This window comes from Tardiphaga sp. 37S4, from assembly GCF_021044645.1.
Lineage (GTDB): Bacteria > Pseudomonadota > Alphaproteobacteria > Rhizobiales > Xanthobacteraceae > Tardiphaga > Tardiphaga robiniae.
Window position 1 is genome coordinate 5075007 of the sequence record NZ_CP088008.1, and the last position, 16420, is coordinate 5091426.

At 62.8% G+C, this 16420-nt stretch carries 15 protein-coding genes; 9 read left to right on the forward strand and 6 right to left on the reverse strand.

Going from position 1 to position 16420, the window contains the following annotated elements:
• Positions 1 to 232 precede the first annotated feature (232 nt).
• Complete coding sequence (locus LPB73_RS24050; protein WP_231078446.1) at positions 233 to 1486, reverse strand: D-amino acid dehydrogenase; 1254 nt, start codon at positions 1484 to 1486, stop codon at positions 233 to 235.
• Positions 1483 to 2646: an alanine racemase gene (gene alr, locus LPB73_RS24055; protein ID WP_231078447.1), complete on the reverse strand. Its 1164-nt coding sequence runs from the start codon at positions 2644 to 2646 to the stop codon at positions 1483 to 1485. The genes LPB73_RS24050 and alr overlap by 4 nt, the downstream gene beginning before the upstream one ends.
• A 153-nt stretch (positions 2647 to 2799) precedes the next feature.
• Between alr and LPB73_RS24060 the strand changes: the two genes are divergently transcribed.
• Positions 2800 to 3276: an Lrp/AsnC family transcriptional regulator gene (locus tag LPB73_RS24060; protein WP_068737711.1), complete on the forward strand. Its 477-nt coding sequence runs from the start codon at positions 2800 to 2802 to the stop codon at positions 3274 to 3276.
• A gap of 46 nt (positions 3277 to 3322) precedes the next feature.
• Here LPB73_RS24060 and LPB73_RS24065 read toward each other — a convergent pair whose 3' ends face one another.
• Together LPB73_RS24065 and LPB73_RS24070 are read right to left on the reverse strand one after the other, a co-directional pair.
• Positions 3323 to 4948: an ABC-F family ATP-binding cassette domain-containing protein gene (locus LPB73_RS24065; RefSeq protein ID WP_175369548.1), complete on the reverse strand. Its 1626-nt coding sequence runs from the start codon at positions 4946 to 4948 to the stop codon at positions 3323 to 3325.
• Positions 4949 to 5037: 89 nt separating this feature from the next.
• Positions 5038 to 5946 (reverse strand): LysR family transcriptional regulator, encoded by a 909-nt coding sequence (locus LPB73_RS24070; RefSeq protein ID WP_093758011.1) that lies wholly within the window; start codon positions 5944 to 5946, stop codon positions 5038 to 5040.
• A gap of 166 nt (positions 5947 to 6112) precedes the next feature.
• Here LPB73_RS24070 and LPB73_RS24075 point away from each other — a divergent pair, with 166 nt between their 5' ends.
• The 8 genes from LPB73_RS24075 to LPB73_RS24110 all read left to right on the forward strand — a co-directional run bounded on the left by LPB73_RS24075 (position 6113) and on the right by LPB73_RS24110 (position 14887).
• Positions 6113 to 7165: an ABC transporter substrate-binding protein gene (locus LPB73_RS24075; protein ID WP_231078448.1), complete on the forward strand. Its 1053-nt coding sequence runs from the start codon at positions 6113 to 6115 to the stop codon at positions 7163 to 7165.
• Positions 7165 to 8622 carry an amidohydrolase family protein gene (locus LPB73_RS24080; RefSeq protein ID WP_231078449.1) on the forward strand — a complete coding sequence of 486 codons (1458 nt, stop codon included), beginning with the start codon at positions 7165 to 7167 and terminating at the stop codon, positions 8620 to 8622. The genes LPB73_RS24075 and LPB73_RS24080 overlap by 1 nt, the downstream gene beginning before the upstream one ends.
• 207 nt (positions 8623 to 8829) lie before the next feature.
• Positions 8830 to 9879 carry an ABC transporter substrate-binding protein gene (locus LPB73_RS24085; protein WP_120287871.1) on the forward strand — a complete coding sequence of 350 codons (1050 nt, stop codon included), beginning with the start codon at positions 8830 to 8832 and terminating at the stop codon, positions 9877 to 9879.
• 189 nt (positions 9880 to 10068) lie between these two features.
• Complete coding sequence (locus LPB73_RS24090) at positions 10069 to 10863, forward strand: SDR family NAD(P)-dependent oxidoreductase (protein WP_231078450.1); 795 nt, start codon at positions 10069 to 10071, stop codon at positions 10861 to 10863.
• Between the two features lie 14 nt (positions 10864 to 10877).
• Positions 10878 to 12305, forward strand: a complete 1428-nt coding sequence (gene allB, locus LPB73_RS24095) for an allantoinase AllB (RefSeq protein ID WP_231078451.1) — start codon at positions 10878 to 10880, stop codon at positions 12303 to 12305.
• 4 nt (positions 12306 to 12309) lie between these two features.
• Positions 12310 to 13152 (forward strand): ABC transporter ATP-binding protein, encoded by an 843-nt coding sequence (locus tag LPB73_RS24100; RefSeq protein ID WP_231078452.1) that lies wholly within the window; start codon positions 12310 to 12312, stop codon positions 13150 to 13152.
• Entirely contained in the window at positions 13149 to 13925 is a 777-nt protein-coding gene (locus tag LPB73_RS24105) for an ABC transporter permease (RefSeq protein ID WP_068737726.1), read from the forward strand. The genes LPB73_RS24100 and LPB73_RS24105 overlap by 4 nt, the downstream gene beginning before the upstream one ends.
• Positions 13926 to 13939: 14 nt before the next feature.
• Positions 13940 to 14887 (forward strand): acetamidase/formamidase family protein, encoded by a 948-nt coding sequence (locus LPB73_RS24110; RefSeq protein ID WP_231078453.1) that lies wholly within the window; start codon positions 13940 to 13942, stop codon positions 14885 to 14887.
• On the opposite strand, the gene LPB73_RS24115 is transcribed toward LPB73_RS24110, so the two are convergent.
• Entirely contained in the window at positions 14884 to 15903 is a 1020-nt protein-coding gene (locus LPB73_RS24115) for a carbon-nitrogen hydrolase family protein (protein ID WP_231078454.1), read from the reverse strand. The genes LPB73_RS24110 and LPB73_RS24115 overlap by 4 nt on opposite strands.
• 189 nt (positions 15904 to 16092) lie before the next feature.
• A complete protein-coding gene (locus tag LPB73_RS24120) occupies positions 16093 to 16407 on the reverse strand; it encodes a hypothetical protein (protein WP_231078455.1) in 315 nt (104 codons plus the stop codon).
• Positions 16408 to 16420: the final 13 nt, after the last annotated feature.

Sequence of the window (16420 nt, forward strand, 5' to 3'; positions counted from 1 at the left end):
GACTGCGTGAGGTAAGCTCCCTCTCCCCGCTCTGCGCGGGGAGAGGGTTGGGGTGAGGGGCGAGGCACACAGCCTCTCCAGCGAAACGCCATCGAATCGGAACATGTACGATCCGATGGTTGTTTGACTGCCGCACTGTCCGTGGATGCCCCTCACCCGCCGCGAAAACGCAGCGACCTCTCCCCGCAATGGGCGGAGAGAGGTTAAGCAAGCGAACGGCCTCAGGCTGACGTCAGCTGTATCGCGAGATCGCCAGATCCTTGACGTCCAGCTCCGGTGCCTTGCCGGAGATCTGGTCGGACAGCACGCGGGCGGTGCCGCAAGCCATGGTCCAGCCGAGCGTGCCATGGCCCGTATTGAGATGCAGATTGCCGAGATGCGTCGGGCCGACGATGGGCGGGCCATCGGGCGTCATCGGCCGCAAGCCGCTCCAGAAGGTCGAGCGCGAGAGATCGCCGGCGGTCGGAAACAGATCGGTCACCGACTTGTCGAGCGGCATACGGCGCGGGGCGGTGGGCACCGGGTGATAATTGCCGACTTCAGCGGTGCCGCCGACGCGGATGCGGTCACCAAGGCGCGTGATGGCCACTTTGTAGCTTTCGTCCATGATCGTCGATTGCGGCGCAACGCTCTCGTCGGTGATCGGCACGGTGAGCGAATAACCCTTCACCGGATAGACCGGCGCATCGATACCGAGCGGCCGCAGCAGCAGCGGCGAGAAGCTGCCGAGCGCCATCACGTAACTATCCGCGGTGAAGACACCCCTGTCGGTTGTGATCTGTGCGACCCGGCCGCCGGTGATATCCACCGACTTGATCGTGGTCTCATAGACGAATTTCACCCCAAGTCCGGCCGCGATCTTTTCTAGCCGCTGGGTGAACAGATGGCAGTCGCCGGTTTCGTCCTCCGGCAGACGCAGGCCACCGACGAGCAGATCCTGCACGCCGGCGAGGCCCGGTTCATACTTCACGCAGCCGGCACGATCGAGCACCTCATAGGGCACGGCATATTGCTTGAGTACGTCGATATCGCCGCCGGTCGCATCGAGCTGCGACTGCTTGCGGAACAGTTGCAGCGTGCCCTGGCTGCGATCGTCATAGGTGATGCCGGTCTCCGCGCGCAGCGCACGCAGGCAATCGCGGCTGTATTCGGCGATTCCCACCATGCGCGACTTGTTCAGCGCATAGCGCGCGCTCGTGCAGTTGCGCAGCATCTGCAGCATCCAGCGCCACTGGTGCGGATCGGCCTGCGGTCGCACCACCAGCGGGCCGTATTTGTCCATGATCCAGCCGAGCGCCTTCTTCGGCACGCCGGGGCCAGCCCAGGGCGAGGCGTAGCCGGGCGAGACTTCGCCAGCATTACCGAACGAGGTCTCCAGCGCGGCGCCGGGCTGACGGTCGATCACCGTCACCTCATGGCCTGCCTTGGCCAGATAATAGGACGTGGTAACGCCGATCACGCCCGCGCCAAGAACCAGAACCTTCATCGCACCGTGCCTCCAGACCGGGCGGTCCACCGCACATCGATCTCATCCGAGTAAATTCGTTCATAGCGCTGACCCAGCGAGGTCAGCATTTCGTAGCCAATGGTGCCCGCGGTTGCGGCCAACGCGTCGAGCGACTGATGCCCGCCGATGATCTCCACTTGCGAGCCCCGTGCCAACATACCGGGCGGCAGATCGCCGAGATCGACGGTGAGCGAGTCCATCGAGACGCGGCCGGCAACCGCCAGCCCCCGCCCACGGAAATAGACCGCGCCGCCATTGCCGAAGGCGCGCTGCAAACCGTCGGCGTAGCCAATGGCCAGTGTCGCCAGCCGTGTCGGCTTCGTCGCCCGGAAAGTCCAGCCATAGCCGACATGGGCATCGGCTTCGACCTCGCGCGTCTGGATCACCTGCGCGGTGAGCCGAACCACTGGCAGCATCGGATTGCTTTGCGCGGGATGGGGATTGAGCCCGTAGAGCGCGGCGCCGGGGCGGACGAGGTCATGATGATAGTTGCGCCCAAGGAAAATGCCGGACGAATTGGCCAGAGATTGTCGCGCAGCAGGGAAGCGTTTCGCGAGCGCCTGAAACGCGGCGAGCTGGTGCGCATTGGCCGGATGCTCCGGCGTGTCGGCACAAGCGAGATGGCTCATCACCATCTGGATATCGAGAACTGAGGTGTCCTTTCCCGAGAGTTCGGCGACCTCACGCGGCGACATGCCCAGTCGCGACATGCCGCTATCGACCTGAACGACCGCGGGCAGAATCCGGCCGCGTTGCCGCGCCTGATCCGACCAGGCCTCAAGCTGTTCGCGCGAATTGAGCACCGGAATGATGCCGGCTTCCGCGCAGTCACGCTCGCTGCCCGAGGGCAGACCGTTGAGCACGTAGATCGTAACGTCGCGGGCCAGATGGGTCTGGAGATCCAGCCCTTCGTCGAGATGCGCCACGAAGAAGGTGCGGCAGCCGGCCCGATAGAGTGCCGGCGCGACACGATCAGCGCCGAGGCCATAGGCGTCGGCCTTCACTACGCCGGCGCAGGTGACGCCGGGGCCGACCCGCTCGGCCAATAGCCGGTAATTGCGTGAGATGGCTTCGAGATCGATGGTCAGCACCGCGCTCGCATGCCGCGTGCCCGTTCCGCCTGTCCAAGGTGCCAGCATCACATCCCCCGCTACGAATGATCGCAACGGCAGTATCTCACCTTCCGCATGGCGCTTTACGGCGATTCCGGCCGCTGCTACGGTCATAAATGGTGATTATCGGCGTAAATTTACGTCCCTGTAGAGAAATCCTGCAAAACTTTGGCGAGAACCATGGCAAGCGACCTCGATTCGACCGACCGGAAGATCCTTCGCGAGGTTGTCCGGGATGCCCGGATCAGCCAGATGGCACTGGCAGAGAAAGTCGGCCTGTCACCCACCGCCTGTACCCGGCGTCTCACGGCCCTGGAAAAGAAGGGCGTGATCAAAGGCTATGCCGCCGAGATCGACGCATCCGAGCTCGGCTACATGATGACGGTCCACGTCCACATCACGCTCGACAAGCAGAGCGAGGATGCGCTGTCCGCCTTCGAGCGCGAGATCGCCAAATGCCCGGATGTCGTGTCGTGCTACCTGATGTCGGGCAATGACGACTATCTCGTCCATGTGCAGGCGCGCGACATGGAAGACTATGAGCGCATCCACAAGCAGCACCTCTCGCGGATGCCCGGCGTGGCGCGGCTGCATTCAAGCTTCGCGATGCGCAGCGTGGTGAAGCGCGGCGTCTCGGTGTCCGCGCTGACGGGCTGAACTTGCTTAACCTCTCCCGCTTGCGGGGCGAAGGAAACAGGCGCGCTTAATTCGGATGCAAACCCGGCGCTTCCTGGCCGGTACGTTCGACATATTCAGTATAGCCGCCGCCATATTGCTGGATGCCGTCCGGGGTCAGTTCGAGCACGCGGTTCGACAGCGCCGCGAGGAAGTGGCGGTCATGGGACACGAACAGCATGGTGCCTTCGTAATCGCCGAGCGCCTTGATCAGCATTTCCTTGGTGGCCATGTCCAGATGGTTGGTCGGCTCGTCGAGCACCAGAAAATTCGGCGGATCGAACAGCATCTTGGCCATCACCAGACGCGCCTTCTCGCCGCCTGACAACACGCGGCAGCGCTTCTCGACATCGTCACCGGAGAAGCCGAAGCAGCCGGCGAGCGCACGCAGCGTACCCTGCCCGGCCTGCGGGAATGAGTCTTCGAGATTCTGGAAGATCGTGCGCTCGCCATCCAGCAGATCCATCGCGTGCTGCGCGAAGTAACCGAGCTTGACGCTGCCGCCGATGGTGACGTTGCCGTTGTCCGGCTCGGCCGCGCCGGTCACGAGCTTCAACAGTGTCGACTTGCCGGCGCCGTTGATACCCATCACCGCCCAGCGTTCTTTACGACGCACCGAGAAGTCCAGCCCTTCATAGATGGTACGGCTGCCATAGGCCTTGTGGATGTTCTTCAGGCTGACGACGTCTTCGCCCGAACGCGGCGCCGGCAGGAAGTCGAATGACACGACCTCGCGGCGTTTCGGCGGCTCGACGCGCTCGATCTTGTCGAGCTTCTTGACGCGGCTCTGCACCTGCGCGGCATGCGAGGCGCGGGCCTTGAAACGCTCGATGAACTTGATCTCCTTGGCCAGCATCGCCTGCTGGCGCTCGAACTGCGCCTGCTGCTGCTTCTCGTTCATGGCGCGCTGCGCTTCGTAGAATTCGTAATCGCCGGAATAGGACGTCAGCGAGCCCGCATCGATCTCCATGATCTTGGTGACAATGCGGTTCATGAATTCGCGGTCATGCGAGGTCATGAGTAGCGCGCCCTCGTAGCCCTTCAGGAACCCTTCGAGCCAGATCAGGCTTTCGAGATCGAGATGGTTCGAGGGTTCGTCGAGCAGCATCACATCGGGACGCATCAACAGAATGCGTGCCAGCGCGACGCGCATCTTCCAACCGCCGGACAGCTTGCCGACATCGCCGTCCATCATTTCCTGTGTGAATGAGAGACCAGCGAGCACTTCGCGGGCACGACCTTCCAGCGCGTAACCATCGAGTTCCTCGAAGCGGGCCTGGACCTCACCGTAGCGCTCGATGATTGTGTCCATATTGTCGGCCTGGTCCGGATCGGCCATGGCCGTTTCCAGTTCCTTCAGCTCGGTCGCGACCACGCTGACGGGGCCGGCGCCCTCCATCACCTCGGCGACGGCGCTATGGCCCGCCATTTCGCCGACATCCTGGCTGAAATAGCCGATGGTGACGCCGCGCTCGACCACCACTTGCCCCTCGTCGGGCAGTTCGCGGCCGGTGACCATGCGGAACAGGGTCGTCTTGCCGGAACCGTTGGGCCCAACCAGACCGATCTTCTCACCCTTCAGCAGCGCGCCGGCGGCTTCGATGAAGACGATCTGATGACCGTTCTGCTTGCTGATATTGTCGAGGCGGATCATGGGAACTACGGGCTCACGAGACAGGGATTGAGGCCTGCCAATAAGGCATCCGGCCCGCCCAAGGAAGGATATTTTGCGCTGCAAAAGAGCTAAGTGCCCGCCCGCATCTCGCCCAGGCTCTTCATCAGGATTTCCGCGAAAGTCGCCGCGGCTACCGGTAGCGTACGACCGCGCAGCTGGCACAGCACCAGATCGGCGGTGGGCACATCGCGGGTATCGATCGGGCGGCCGACCAGCCCCATTCCGAGGTTCCCGGTGGGGGCTCCGATCTCGATCTGGAACGAGATCATGTTGCAGCGGAACACCAGCCCGCGCAGCATCTCGAAGGAGTTTGATTCCGCGAGCATGTTGAGGCGCAGATCGCGCCGGGTCGTGACTTCATCGAGAATCTGGCGACCGCTCAAAGTCCGATCTGGCAGGGCTGCGGGATAATCGACACAATCGGAGAGGCGCAGCATCTTCTTGGCTGCCAGCGGATGATCCGAGCGGGTGATCACCACAAGACGCTGGGGAAGGCTGGCGATGACGCGCAGTGACGGCCACATCGCCGGACGATGCACCAGAGCGAGATCGACGTCGTAAGCCGCCAGCGCGGCCAGCGCGCGCTCGTGATCCATCACCTTGAGGTCGAACACCACTTTCGGATGCTTCTTCTGGAACGCAGCGACGCGCAGCGCCAGAAAATCCAGCGCCAGCGCCTGGCTGCAGGCGATCTGGATCGGACCGCGCCGCAGACCTCTGAGATCCTCGACCTGCGATCTCATCCGGTCGGCATCGGCAATCTGGCTGCGCGCGTAGCGCACGAACATTTCGCCGGCAGTAGTCAGCTTCACGCCCCGTGGCCGGCGCTCGAACAAAGGCGTGCCGATTTCGGCTTCGAGGTCCTGAATGCGCCGGTTCATCGCGGAAGGCGTCAAGTTGAGCAGTTCCGCGGCGCGGCGGATCGAGCCGGTGCGGGCCACTTCGACCACATGGGTCAGCAACCGCAGATGCCTCATTGCCCCTCGCCTCTCAAGTGATGCCTTTTTCACACCGGTCACTGGAAAAGATAGCAGCAGATGTGACCACTCGAATAGGTCTATCCTGATTCACACAGGAAGATAGTCGCGAGAGCGACGTCGCCCACCGACCAATCATGTCACGTTTCGCAACAGGAAAGCATCGATGACCGAACGCCGGGCACTTCGTGAATTACTGACGCTCGTATTAGCCTTGGGCGTAGCCGCAGGAACACTCACTCTTGCCCAGGCTGCCGGGCCAACCAAGATCAAGTTTACCCTCGACTGGAAAATCCAAGGTCTGCATGCGTGGTACTACTGGGCGAAGGCCAAAGGGTACTTCAAAGATGAAAATCTCGACGTGACGATCGATCAGGGCGAAGGCTCGGCGGCGACCGTCACGCGGATCATGTCGGGCGCTTATGATGCCGGCTTCGGCGATATCAACGCCATCATTCAGAATGCTGCCACCAAGCCGGACGATGCACCGGTGATGGTCTACATGATCTATAACAAGACGCCGTTCGCGCTGCTCAGCAAGGCGGATGGACCGATCAAAACTCTCAAGAATCTCGAGGGATCCAAGCTTGCCTCGCCTTCCGGCAGTGCGTCGCTGAAATTACTGCCGCTGCTCGCCAAGCAGAACGGCATCGATTACAGCAAGATCAGCATTCTGCAGGTTTCGCCGGCCTTGCAGGAACAAATGCTGCTGCAGGGCCAAGTGGATTCAATCGCGGTGTTCGCGGCCACCAGCTATCTCAACCTGGTGTCGCTCAAGGTCGATCCCGACAAGGACTTCCGCTGGAATTTTTATTCTGACGCCGGCCTCGACCTCTATTCCAACGGCGTAATGGTGTCGCAGAAGCTGCTGAAGGAACATCCGGAGGCGGTGAAAGGTCTGCTGCGCGCCATTAACCGCTCGATCAAGGAAACCGTCCAGGCACCGGACGCCGCCATCGACCTGCTCGCCACCGAGGAACCGCTGATCAAGAAGGATATCGAGAAGCGGCGCCTGACCTACGTTTACAACAACTTCATCAACACGCCAGAGGTCGGGGATCTGGGCCTCGGCGAGCTCGATCAGAAGCGCCTGACTTCAGCGATCTCCACCATCGTCACCTCGTTCGAACTGCCGCGAACACCGAAGCCCGACGACGTGTTCAACGATACGTTCCTGCCGGCCAAGCCCGACCGGATGCCCCCGACCATCGCGCCGTAATGACAACGGCTCGCTCCACCGGCGCGCCGCGTCGCATCACCTGCGCTCATGTGCTTGGCCCGGACGGGCCGATGCCCGGCGCACAGGTGATCGCGCTGCACGACGGCAAGATCCAGTCGATCGCGCGGACAACTGAAGCAGCAGAGTCGATCATGGCGCTGCCCGCTTTGGTCAATGCCCACGACCACGGCCGCGCGGTCCGCACCAGCTCCATCGGCGCCGACGCCAAGCCGCTGGAGTCCTGGATCCACTATCTCGCATTGTTTCCTGCGGTCGATCCCTATGTAGCGGCCTGCGTCGCGTTCGCCAGCAGCGCGCTGGGCGGTGCCGGTATCGTCATGAACCATTACACCCGCGTGCAGGGCTTCACTGATCTGCCGACCGAACTGGCCGAGGTATCGCGCGCGGCACGCGATGTCGGCGTGCGCACCGGCCTCGCCGTGGCAATGAGAGATCGCAATCCTTTGGTCTACGGTCCCTCGGAACCTGTGCTGGCAGCGCTGCCGCCGGACGTTCGGGCGGAGATCGCGCAGCGCTTCACGCGTCCGCCGCTGTCACCGCGCGATTACATGACGCTAGTGGACGAGATTATCTCCGCCGCCGATGGCCCGACATTCGATGTGCAATATGGTCCCAATGGCGTGCAGTGGTGCAGCGACGCGCTGTTGCAGGCGACCGCCGACGCCTCGGCACGCACCGGCCGCCGTGTCCACATGCATCTGCTCGAGACCAAGTATCAACGCCAGTGGTGCGACGCCAATTATCCTGGCGGCGTAGTCCGCATGCTGGACGAGATCGGTCTGCTGTCCCCGCGGCTGACGCTGGCACATTGCGTCTGGGCCCGGCCCGATGAACTCGAACTCCTGGCCGAACGGGGCGTCGTCATTTCGGTCAATACCAGCTCCAACCTGCATCTGCATTCGGGGCTGGCCCCCATGACCCGGATGTGGACCGCCGGATGCCGGGTCGCCCTCGGCATCGACGGCAAAGCATTCGACGACGACAACGATGCACTGCGCGAGCTCCGACTGTCACATCTGCTTCATGCCGGCAGCGGTTTCGATCAAGTCGTGACCCGCCACCGGGCGCTGCATGAAAGCGTAAGCAACGGCCGCTTCGCCGTCACCAATATCGCCAACGACGGCGGCCTGCGCGACCGCGCCGATGCGGACATGCTGCTGCTGGACTGGAACGCGCTCAACGACGACGCGCTGCGTAGCGATCTCGACCCGATCAATCTCCTGTTCTCGCGGGCAACCGCGCGCCATATCCGGGAGGTGATCGTCGCCGGCCACACGATCGTGCGCGATGGGCATGTCGCCGGGATCGACTTCACGGCAGCGCGGCAGGAGATTCTGGCGCAAATGCGCGCCGGCATGCCCTCTGGCCAGAACCTGGCTGGGGCCCTCGCCGCGCTCGACGGCGTGATTGCGGCAAGCCTTTGCGGATGCTGCTGACGCGCCTGCGCCTCGCGGCTCTGCAAGCGCCGGCCCGAACAACGCGTTATCTGGACAGCTCCAAGTGAGGCCTTTTTTGCACCGCTTAAGCAAAAAGATAGCAGCAGATAAGCGCACTCGGATAGGCTTAACTTGTTCCTGAGGGCGGCCGCAGGCAGAGACACCCCACCGGCCGATCGTGTCACTCTTCTCAACAGGAACACACCGATGACCGGACGCCATGCATTTCGTGGATTGCAGACGCTTGCCCTGACACTGATCGTGACGGCCGGATCGTTTGTCGCCGCGCAGGCCGACACCAAGATCAAGATGGTCCTGAACTGGAAGTATGAAGGTCCGCAGGGCATGTTCTTCCTGGCGCAGGATCGCGGCTACTTCAAAGCTGAAGGCCTCGACGTCAGTTTCGACCAGGGTAACGGCTCTGGTGCGGCGGTGCCGCAGGTCGCCAACGGGGCCTATGACATGGGCTTCGGCGACATCAATGCGCTGATCGAACTTGCCGCCAGGAAGCCGGACGAAGCGCCGATCGGCGTCTACCAGATGTACAACCGCCCGCCTTTCACCGTGGCCGTGAAAGCCGATAGTCCAATCAAGACCCCCGCCGATTTCGTCGGACGCAAGCTCGGCGGTGCGGCCAACGACGGCGCGCTGAAGCTATTCCCGGCGCTCTGCGCGGCGACCAAGATCGACTGCAGCAAGGTCGAGGTGACCAACATGCAGCCGAATCTGCGCGAACAGATGCTGATGAAGGATCAGGTCGATGGCGTGTTCGGCTACATCACCACCATCCGCTTCAGCGCCAGGCTGATCGGCATCGATCCTGAAAAAGAGATTCGCTTCATCAAGTTCGGGGACTACGGCATGGATCTGTATTCCAACGCCATCATTGTCTCGCGCAAGTTTGCCAAGGAGAACCCCGACGCCGTGAAGGGCTTCCTCAAGGCGCTCAACCGTGGCGTCAAGGATGCCATGGCCGATCCCAAAGTCGCCATCGAGGCGGTGCAGAAGCGCGAACCGCTGATCAAGCCGGACATCGAACGCGCGCGCCTGGAAGCCACGCTGTCCGACGAAATGACTTCGCCGGAAATTTCAAAGATCGGCCATGGCGACATCAGCGACGAACGCATGAGCAAGGCGATCGACATCCTCGTCAGCGCCAAGGAGCTGCCACGCACGCCGAAGGTCGGCGACGTATTCGACCGCAGCTTCATGCCGCCGCTGGCCGATCGCCCAACGGCCATCAAGGCCGCGATGTAACGACGAACCGGCCCCTCAGCATCATCGCCTCTCAACCGTCATTGCGAGCCCTGGCGAATGGGCGAAGCCAATTCGTTGGGCGAAACAATCCAATCTTCCTGCGCTCATGGCTTCTGGATTGCCGCGTCGCCTTTGCTCCTTGCAATGACGTGGAGGGGCCAGAGCAAACGACCCAAGAAAGACAGCACCATGAAACTCTCCCTCGAAAATCGCGTCGTCATGATCACAGGCCCCGCCAAGGGTATGGGCGCCTCCATCACCCACGCCTTTGCCGAACAAGGCTGCAAGCTGGCGCTGCTGGGCCGCGATATCTCGGCGATTGAGCCGGTTGCCGCCGAGGTGAAAGCCAAGGGCGGCGAGGTGATCGTCATTCCCTGCGATCTCACGAAGTCCGAGCAATGCGAGACCGCGGCCGAGAAGACCAAGGCGGCGTTCGGTGGGCGCATCGACATTCTTGTCAATGTCGCCGGCGGCTCCGGCCCGATCGGCAAAACGGGGGTGCAGACCACGCCGGAGGAATTCGACGAGATCGTCACGCTCAATATGAACGGTTGCTTCCACTCCATGCGCGCGGCACTGCCGACCATGATCGATCAGCGCTACGGCAAGATCGTCAATGTTGGCGGCACCTTCGGCATGCGCGGCCGCGCCGGTCGGATGGCCTACTCGGCCTCGAAATGGGGTCTGCGCGGCATCACCAAGAGCTTCGCGCTCGAGGTCGGCCCGCACAACATCAACGTCAATTGCGTGGCGCCTGGCATGGTCGATGGCCCGCGCTTTCGCGACAAGGTCTGCCGCGACATGGCGCTGAAGCTCGGCATCACCGAACAGGAAGCCGCCGAGCGTCACGCCATGGACTACGCGCTGCGCCGCGTCACCGTCGATGCCGACGTCGCCAATGCCTGTCTGTTTCTGGCCAGCGACGTCTCGCGCCAGATTACCGGCGTCGACCTGCCGGTCGATGGCGGTTGGGCCATGCTGTGAGCGAGGGGGCTAACATGAGCGACAAGGTCGATCTGGTCATCAATGGCGGCACCATCGTATCGCCCGATGCAAGTTACAGGGCTAGCATCGCCATCAAGGACGGCGTGATCCACGCCATCGGCGCGCCGGAGGCGATGCCGCCGGCGACGCAGATACTCGACGCCACGGGCCTTCATGTTCTGCCCGGCGCCATTGACGTGCACGTGCATTTCCGCGATCCCGGCTATCCGCAGAAGGAAGACTTTGCCAGCGGCACCGCCGCCGCGGCCTTTGGCGGCGTCACCACCGTGTTCGACATGCCCAACACGCTGCCGACCATCAACAATGCTGAATCATTGGCCGACAAGCACAAGATCGCGTCGTCGAAGGCTTACGTCGACTACGGGCTCTATGCGGTGCTGGGCGAAGACAGCATCGAACATGTCGACGCGCTGATCGATGGCGGCGTGATCGGCTTCAAGCTCTATATGGGCAACACTTTCGGCCGCATCCCCTCACCGACCACCGGCGCGATGCTCGAAGCCTTCGAAGTGGTGGCCCCGACCGGTAAGCGCATCTCGCTGCATGCCGAGACCAATTCCATCATGGAGCGCCGCGAAGCACGGCTGCGTGCCAGCGGACGCATCGAACCGATCGCGCATCTGGCAGCACGGCCCGCCGTCGTCGCCGTCGAGGCCGTCGCTCGCGCGGCGATCCTCGCCGAATGGACCGGTGCGCGCATCCACGTGCTGCACATTTCCTCCGCTGCCGAACTGCAGCCGCTGGCCGAAGCCAAGGTGCGGGGTGTCGACATTACCGGCGAGACCTGCCCGCAATATCTGCTGCTGTCGGAGACAGATTACGAAAAATTCGGCGGCGTCGTGCGCGTCAACCCGCCGGTGCGCGAGAAGCCCAACCAGCAGCCGCTGTGGAACGCGCTGATGGATGGCACGATCGACATGATCGCCACCGACCATGCGCCACATGCACCGGACGAGAAGACCCGGCCGGACATCTGGACGGTCGACTGCGGCTTTCCCGGCGTCGAGACCCAGATGCCGCTGATGCTGACCGAGATCAACAAGGGCCGCGCCACCATCAACGACTACGTGCGCTGGAGCGCCGAGAGCCCCGCCAAAATCTGGGGCTTGTATCCACGCAAGGGTACGCTGACGGTGGGGTCCGATGCCGATATTGCCATCGTCGACCTCAAGCGCGAATGGACTGTCGACGACGCGATGATCCAGTCGCGCGCGAAGATTTCGCCGTGGCATGGCCGCAAGGCCTCGGCACTGCCGATCCATACCATCGTGCGCGGCCGCTTCGTGATGAAGGACCGGATCTTGCAAGAGGAAGCCCGCGGCACCGGGCAATCGGTGCATGCGATCCAGCAGATGCCGCCGGCGATGCCGGCCAACACCGACTCGACCATGGCCGCGATCACCTCCGTGCAGAAAGCCTGACCCGATGAACGCACCGCTCGCCCACCCAAAGCCCCGCGCTGTGGACAATGTGATCGAGCTCGAAAAGGTGCGCGTCACCTTCGGCACGGCGAAGAACGCCGTGACCGCGCTGGCCGAGACGTCGCTACGCATAGACAAGGGCGAATTCGTCGCCCTGGTCGGTCCGTCCGGCTGCGGCAAGTCGACGATTCTGAAACTGGTGGCCGGCACGCTGCATGCGACCCAGGGCAACGTGTTCGTTGCCGGCCGCGAAATCGGCGCGGGCGCGGCACGGATCGGCATGGCGTTCCAGAACCCCACGCTGCTGCCGTGGCTGAATATCCGCGACAATGTCATGCTGCCACTGAAGATCGTGCCGCCGTTCAAGGAAAGCTTCAGCGCCAAGCGCAAGACCGAATATCGCGACCGCGTTGAGGCCTCTCTGACGCAGGTCGGTCTCGGCGGCTTCGGCGACAAATTTCCCTGGCAGCTCTCCGGCGGCATGCAGCAGCGCGCCTCGCTGTGCCGCGCGCTGATCCACGATCCCACGCTGCTGCTGCTGGACGAGCCATTCGGCGCGCTCGACCAGTTCACCCGCGAGGAGTTGTGGGAGATCATGCAGAACCTGTGGATCGAGAAGCGTCCGACGGTGCTGCTGGTCACTCACGACCTCAAGGAAGCCGCCTATCTGGCGTCGCGCATCTGCGTGATGCAGGCGCGGCCCGGCCGCATCGTCGATGACAGCGCGGTGCCGTTCGCGCGGCCGCGCACCATCGACGTGTCGTTCGAGCCGGATTTCGTCACGCTGACCCAGCGCCTGCGCCAGCGCATCGTCGCGGCTCGCGCCGTTCAGGAGATCGTGTCATGAGCGAACGCGTCCGCCGCCAGGTCATGTCCACCGCCTGTATCATCGGCTTCTTCGTACTGTGGGAATTGTTGTGCCTGATGTTCCATGTCTCGGACATCGTGCTGCCGCGGCCGAGCCAGGTGCTTGCGACGCTCTGGACGCGCTTCCCCGCGATCTGGCCGCATGCGCTGCAGACGCTGTACACAACCATGGTTGGGTTCGGCTTCGGCATCGCGATCGGCATTCTCCTGGGCATGCTGATCGGCTCGTCGAAGCTGGCCTATGACGTCGCCTATCCGATGCTGGTGGGATTCTCGTCGATCCCGAAAGTCGCGGTGGTGCCGATCTTCGTACTGTGGTTCGGCGCGGGCACCGTGCCGGCGATCCTCACCGCGATGATCATGTGCATCTTTCCGATCGTCGTGAACGTCGCCACCGGCCTTGCGGCCACAGAGCCCGAATTGCAGGATGTCATGAAGACGCTGCGCGCGACCAAGCTGGAAATTCTGTGGAATGTGGGGCTGCCGCGCACCATGCCGTACTTCTTCGCCTCACTGAAGGTGGCTGCGACGCTGGCTTTCGTCGGCACGGTGATTTCAGAGACCGTGGCCTCCAATCGCGGCATCGGCAATCTGATGATGATCGCGTCGTCCAGCTTCGATGTGCCGCTGGTGTTCGCCGGCCTGTTCATTCTGGCTGCATTGGGCGTCGGTTTGTATATTGTGTTCTCGCTGATCGAGGCGCGCGTCACCGGCTGGGCCGTGCGCAGCGACAGTTTCGCCGCCGGCGGCTGAACACAGGACATTCCATGACGCAGACACTGCTTCCGAGCCCAACGACCGTTCATTGGGGTTATTTCGACGCCACGCTGAAGCCGATCGCCACCATCGATCCCGGCGAGACGGTCACGATCACAAGCGTCAGCGGCACGCGCGAGAACCTCCCGACAGAAGCGGGCATGACCATCCGCCCCGAACTTGTCGCCATCCTGGATGCCGTCACGCCAGAACTCGGGCCGCATATCCTCACCGGGCCTGTCGCCGTGCGCGGCGCCCAACCGGGTGACGCATTGCGTGTCGAGATCCTTGATGTCCAGCTCGCGGATGACTGGGGCTACACGCTCTTCAAGCCCGGCATGGGCACGCTGCCCGACGACTTCGACTATTTCCGCCGCGTCCATATCGGACTTGATCGGGCCAATGGCGTGGTGAAGACGCCATGGGGCATCACGCTAAAGGCGCTGCCGTTCTTCGGCGTGATGGGCACCGCGCCGAAACCCGCGGTCGGCCGGGTCAGTACGACGATGCCCTCGCATTTCGGCGGCAATATCGACAACAAGGAGCTCGGCGCAGGCTGCGTTCTCTATCTTCCTGTCTGGACCGAGGGTGGCCTGTTCTCCTGCGGTGACGGTCACGCCGTGCAGGGCGACGGCGAAGTCTGTGTGACCGCCGTCGAAACCGGCCTCACCGGTACGTTCAAGATCGATCTCGTCAAGAATACGCAGTTGGAGGCACCTTATGCCGAGACGAAGGATCATCTCATCTCGATGGCCTTCGATCCCGACCTAGACGAAGCCGCGCGTATCGCGCTCCGCCGGATGGTTAGCATGATCGTCGCACGCACAACGCTGACGCCCGACGATGCCTATATGCTCTGCAGTCTTGCGGCCGATGTCCGCGTCACCCAGCTGGTCAATCTCGACAAGGGCATCCATGTGATGATGCCGCATGCGGTTCTGAACCAGTCGACGCGCTAAACCGCGCGTTCGGCCGGCTCAAACGCGACCCCTTCGTCGTCGATCTTGTCGACGAAGGTTGCCGGCACCAGGCGCTTGCGATTGATGGTCAGATCGAACACGTCGAAGCGATTGTAGTAACCGACCACGTCGTGAAACTGCTTCGGCTCGATGCAGCGGCGCAGGTCGAATTCGGCATAGGCGATGCCCTCCTCGTCCTGCAGCACGTCGCCAAGTACTTCGCCGGTTGGATCGACGAAGAAGCTGGCGGCGCGCTGCGTGCTATCGATCACATCGACCACATCGGGATCCCGCGCGATCAAAAAGTCACGCATCGCCTTGTCCATATAGCCGGCGGTGACGATGCCGAAGGCCTTGGCCTCGAACGAATGCGCGCTGGCACGAATGCGATTGGCGGCGACATTGTTGAAATTGCCGCCGCTGCTCGGGCGGCGCGTCGGCCACATCGGCGGCCAGCTCGAAATGTGGATCTGCTCGGCCTGCGCCATCAGCGTATAGCGGGCCAGCGGATTGGTGTTCTCGCCACAGATGAGATTGCCGACACGCCCCACAGGCGTATCGGCGACACGGAGGCCTGCGCCATCGCCGGCAGCCCAGACCAGCTTCTCATAGAACGTCGGCACCAGTTTGCGGTGATGATTGAGAATGCTGCCGTCGGGCCCGATGAGGACATTGCTGTTCCAGATCAGGCCGACGCTGACCGGCGAGCTCTCGCTGATCCCCATCGAAACCGTCACGCCAAGCGCCCGCGCCTCGTTGCGCAAGGCGGCCATTTCCGGACCTGCAATCGAGACCGACTGTTCGGCCATCGTCACGAACAGATCGTGATTCTCGATCGGCGCCCACAGCGCCGCCCAGACCGGAAACGCCGGGATATAGGTTTCAGGAAATGCGATCAGCTGCGCTCCTGCGGCAGCAGCCTCGCGAATGATCGAAATCGCCTTCGCCGTGGTGGCTGCGCGATCGAGAAATACCGGCGTAGCATGGACCGCAGCGACTTTAACCTGTGACGACATCGTCATTCTTCCTCTTGCATCGATGCAGCGATGTCTCAGGCTCGTCGGAAGGCCCGGAAATGTCGCTGAACCATGTTCGAGGAGGAACCTATCCATTCGGGGCCGCGGGACCACGGGGCATTTCTGCAACCCGGGGTGCACGGACCACCATGCTTCGAGGATCGACCGGGCCAGGCTGGGCGCCTCGCTTCACCACGTCTGGTTTCGGGAGTTGTCGCCGATGCCGTAGCCATAGCTTGTCGGCGCACTCGCATAGGAATCCATCGGCCGCACCGGCGGAGCAACGGAAGGAACCGTCACGCGGGCGGGAGCATGGACACGTCGCTGCTGTACACGGCGGGCTGCGCTGATGTCGGTGGAGAGCCGGGGATCTCCGATCCAGCGATAGGCCTTGTCGGACGCCGCCGAGCTCTCCGCCATGGAGGTCAACATCACGAAAGCCACGGATGCGGGCACCAGGAGCCACCGCCGGGCCGATTTCATCATCGTGTTGCGCGCAGACATTTGAGCGATCCTT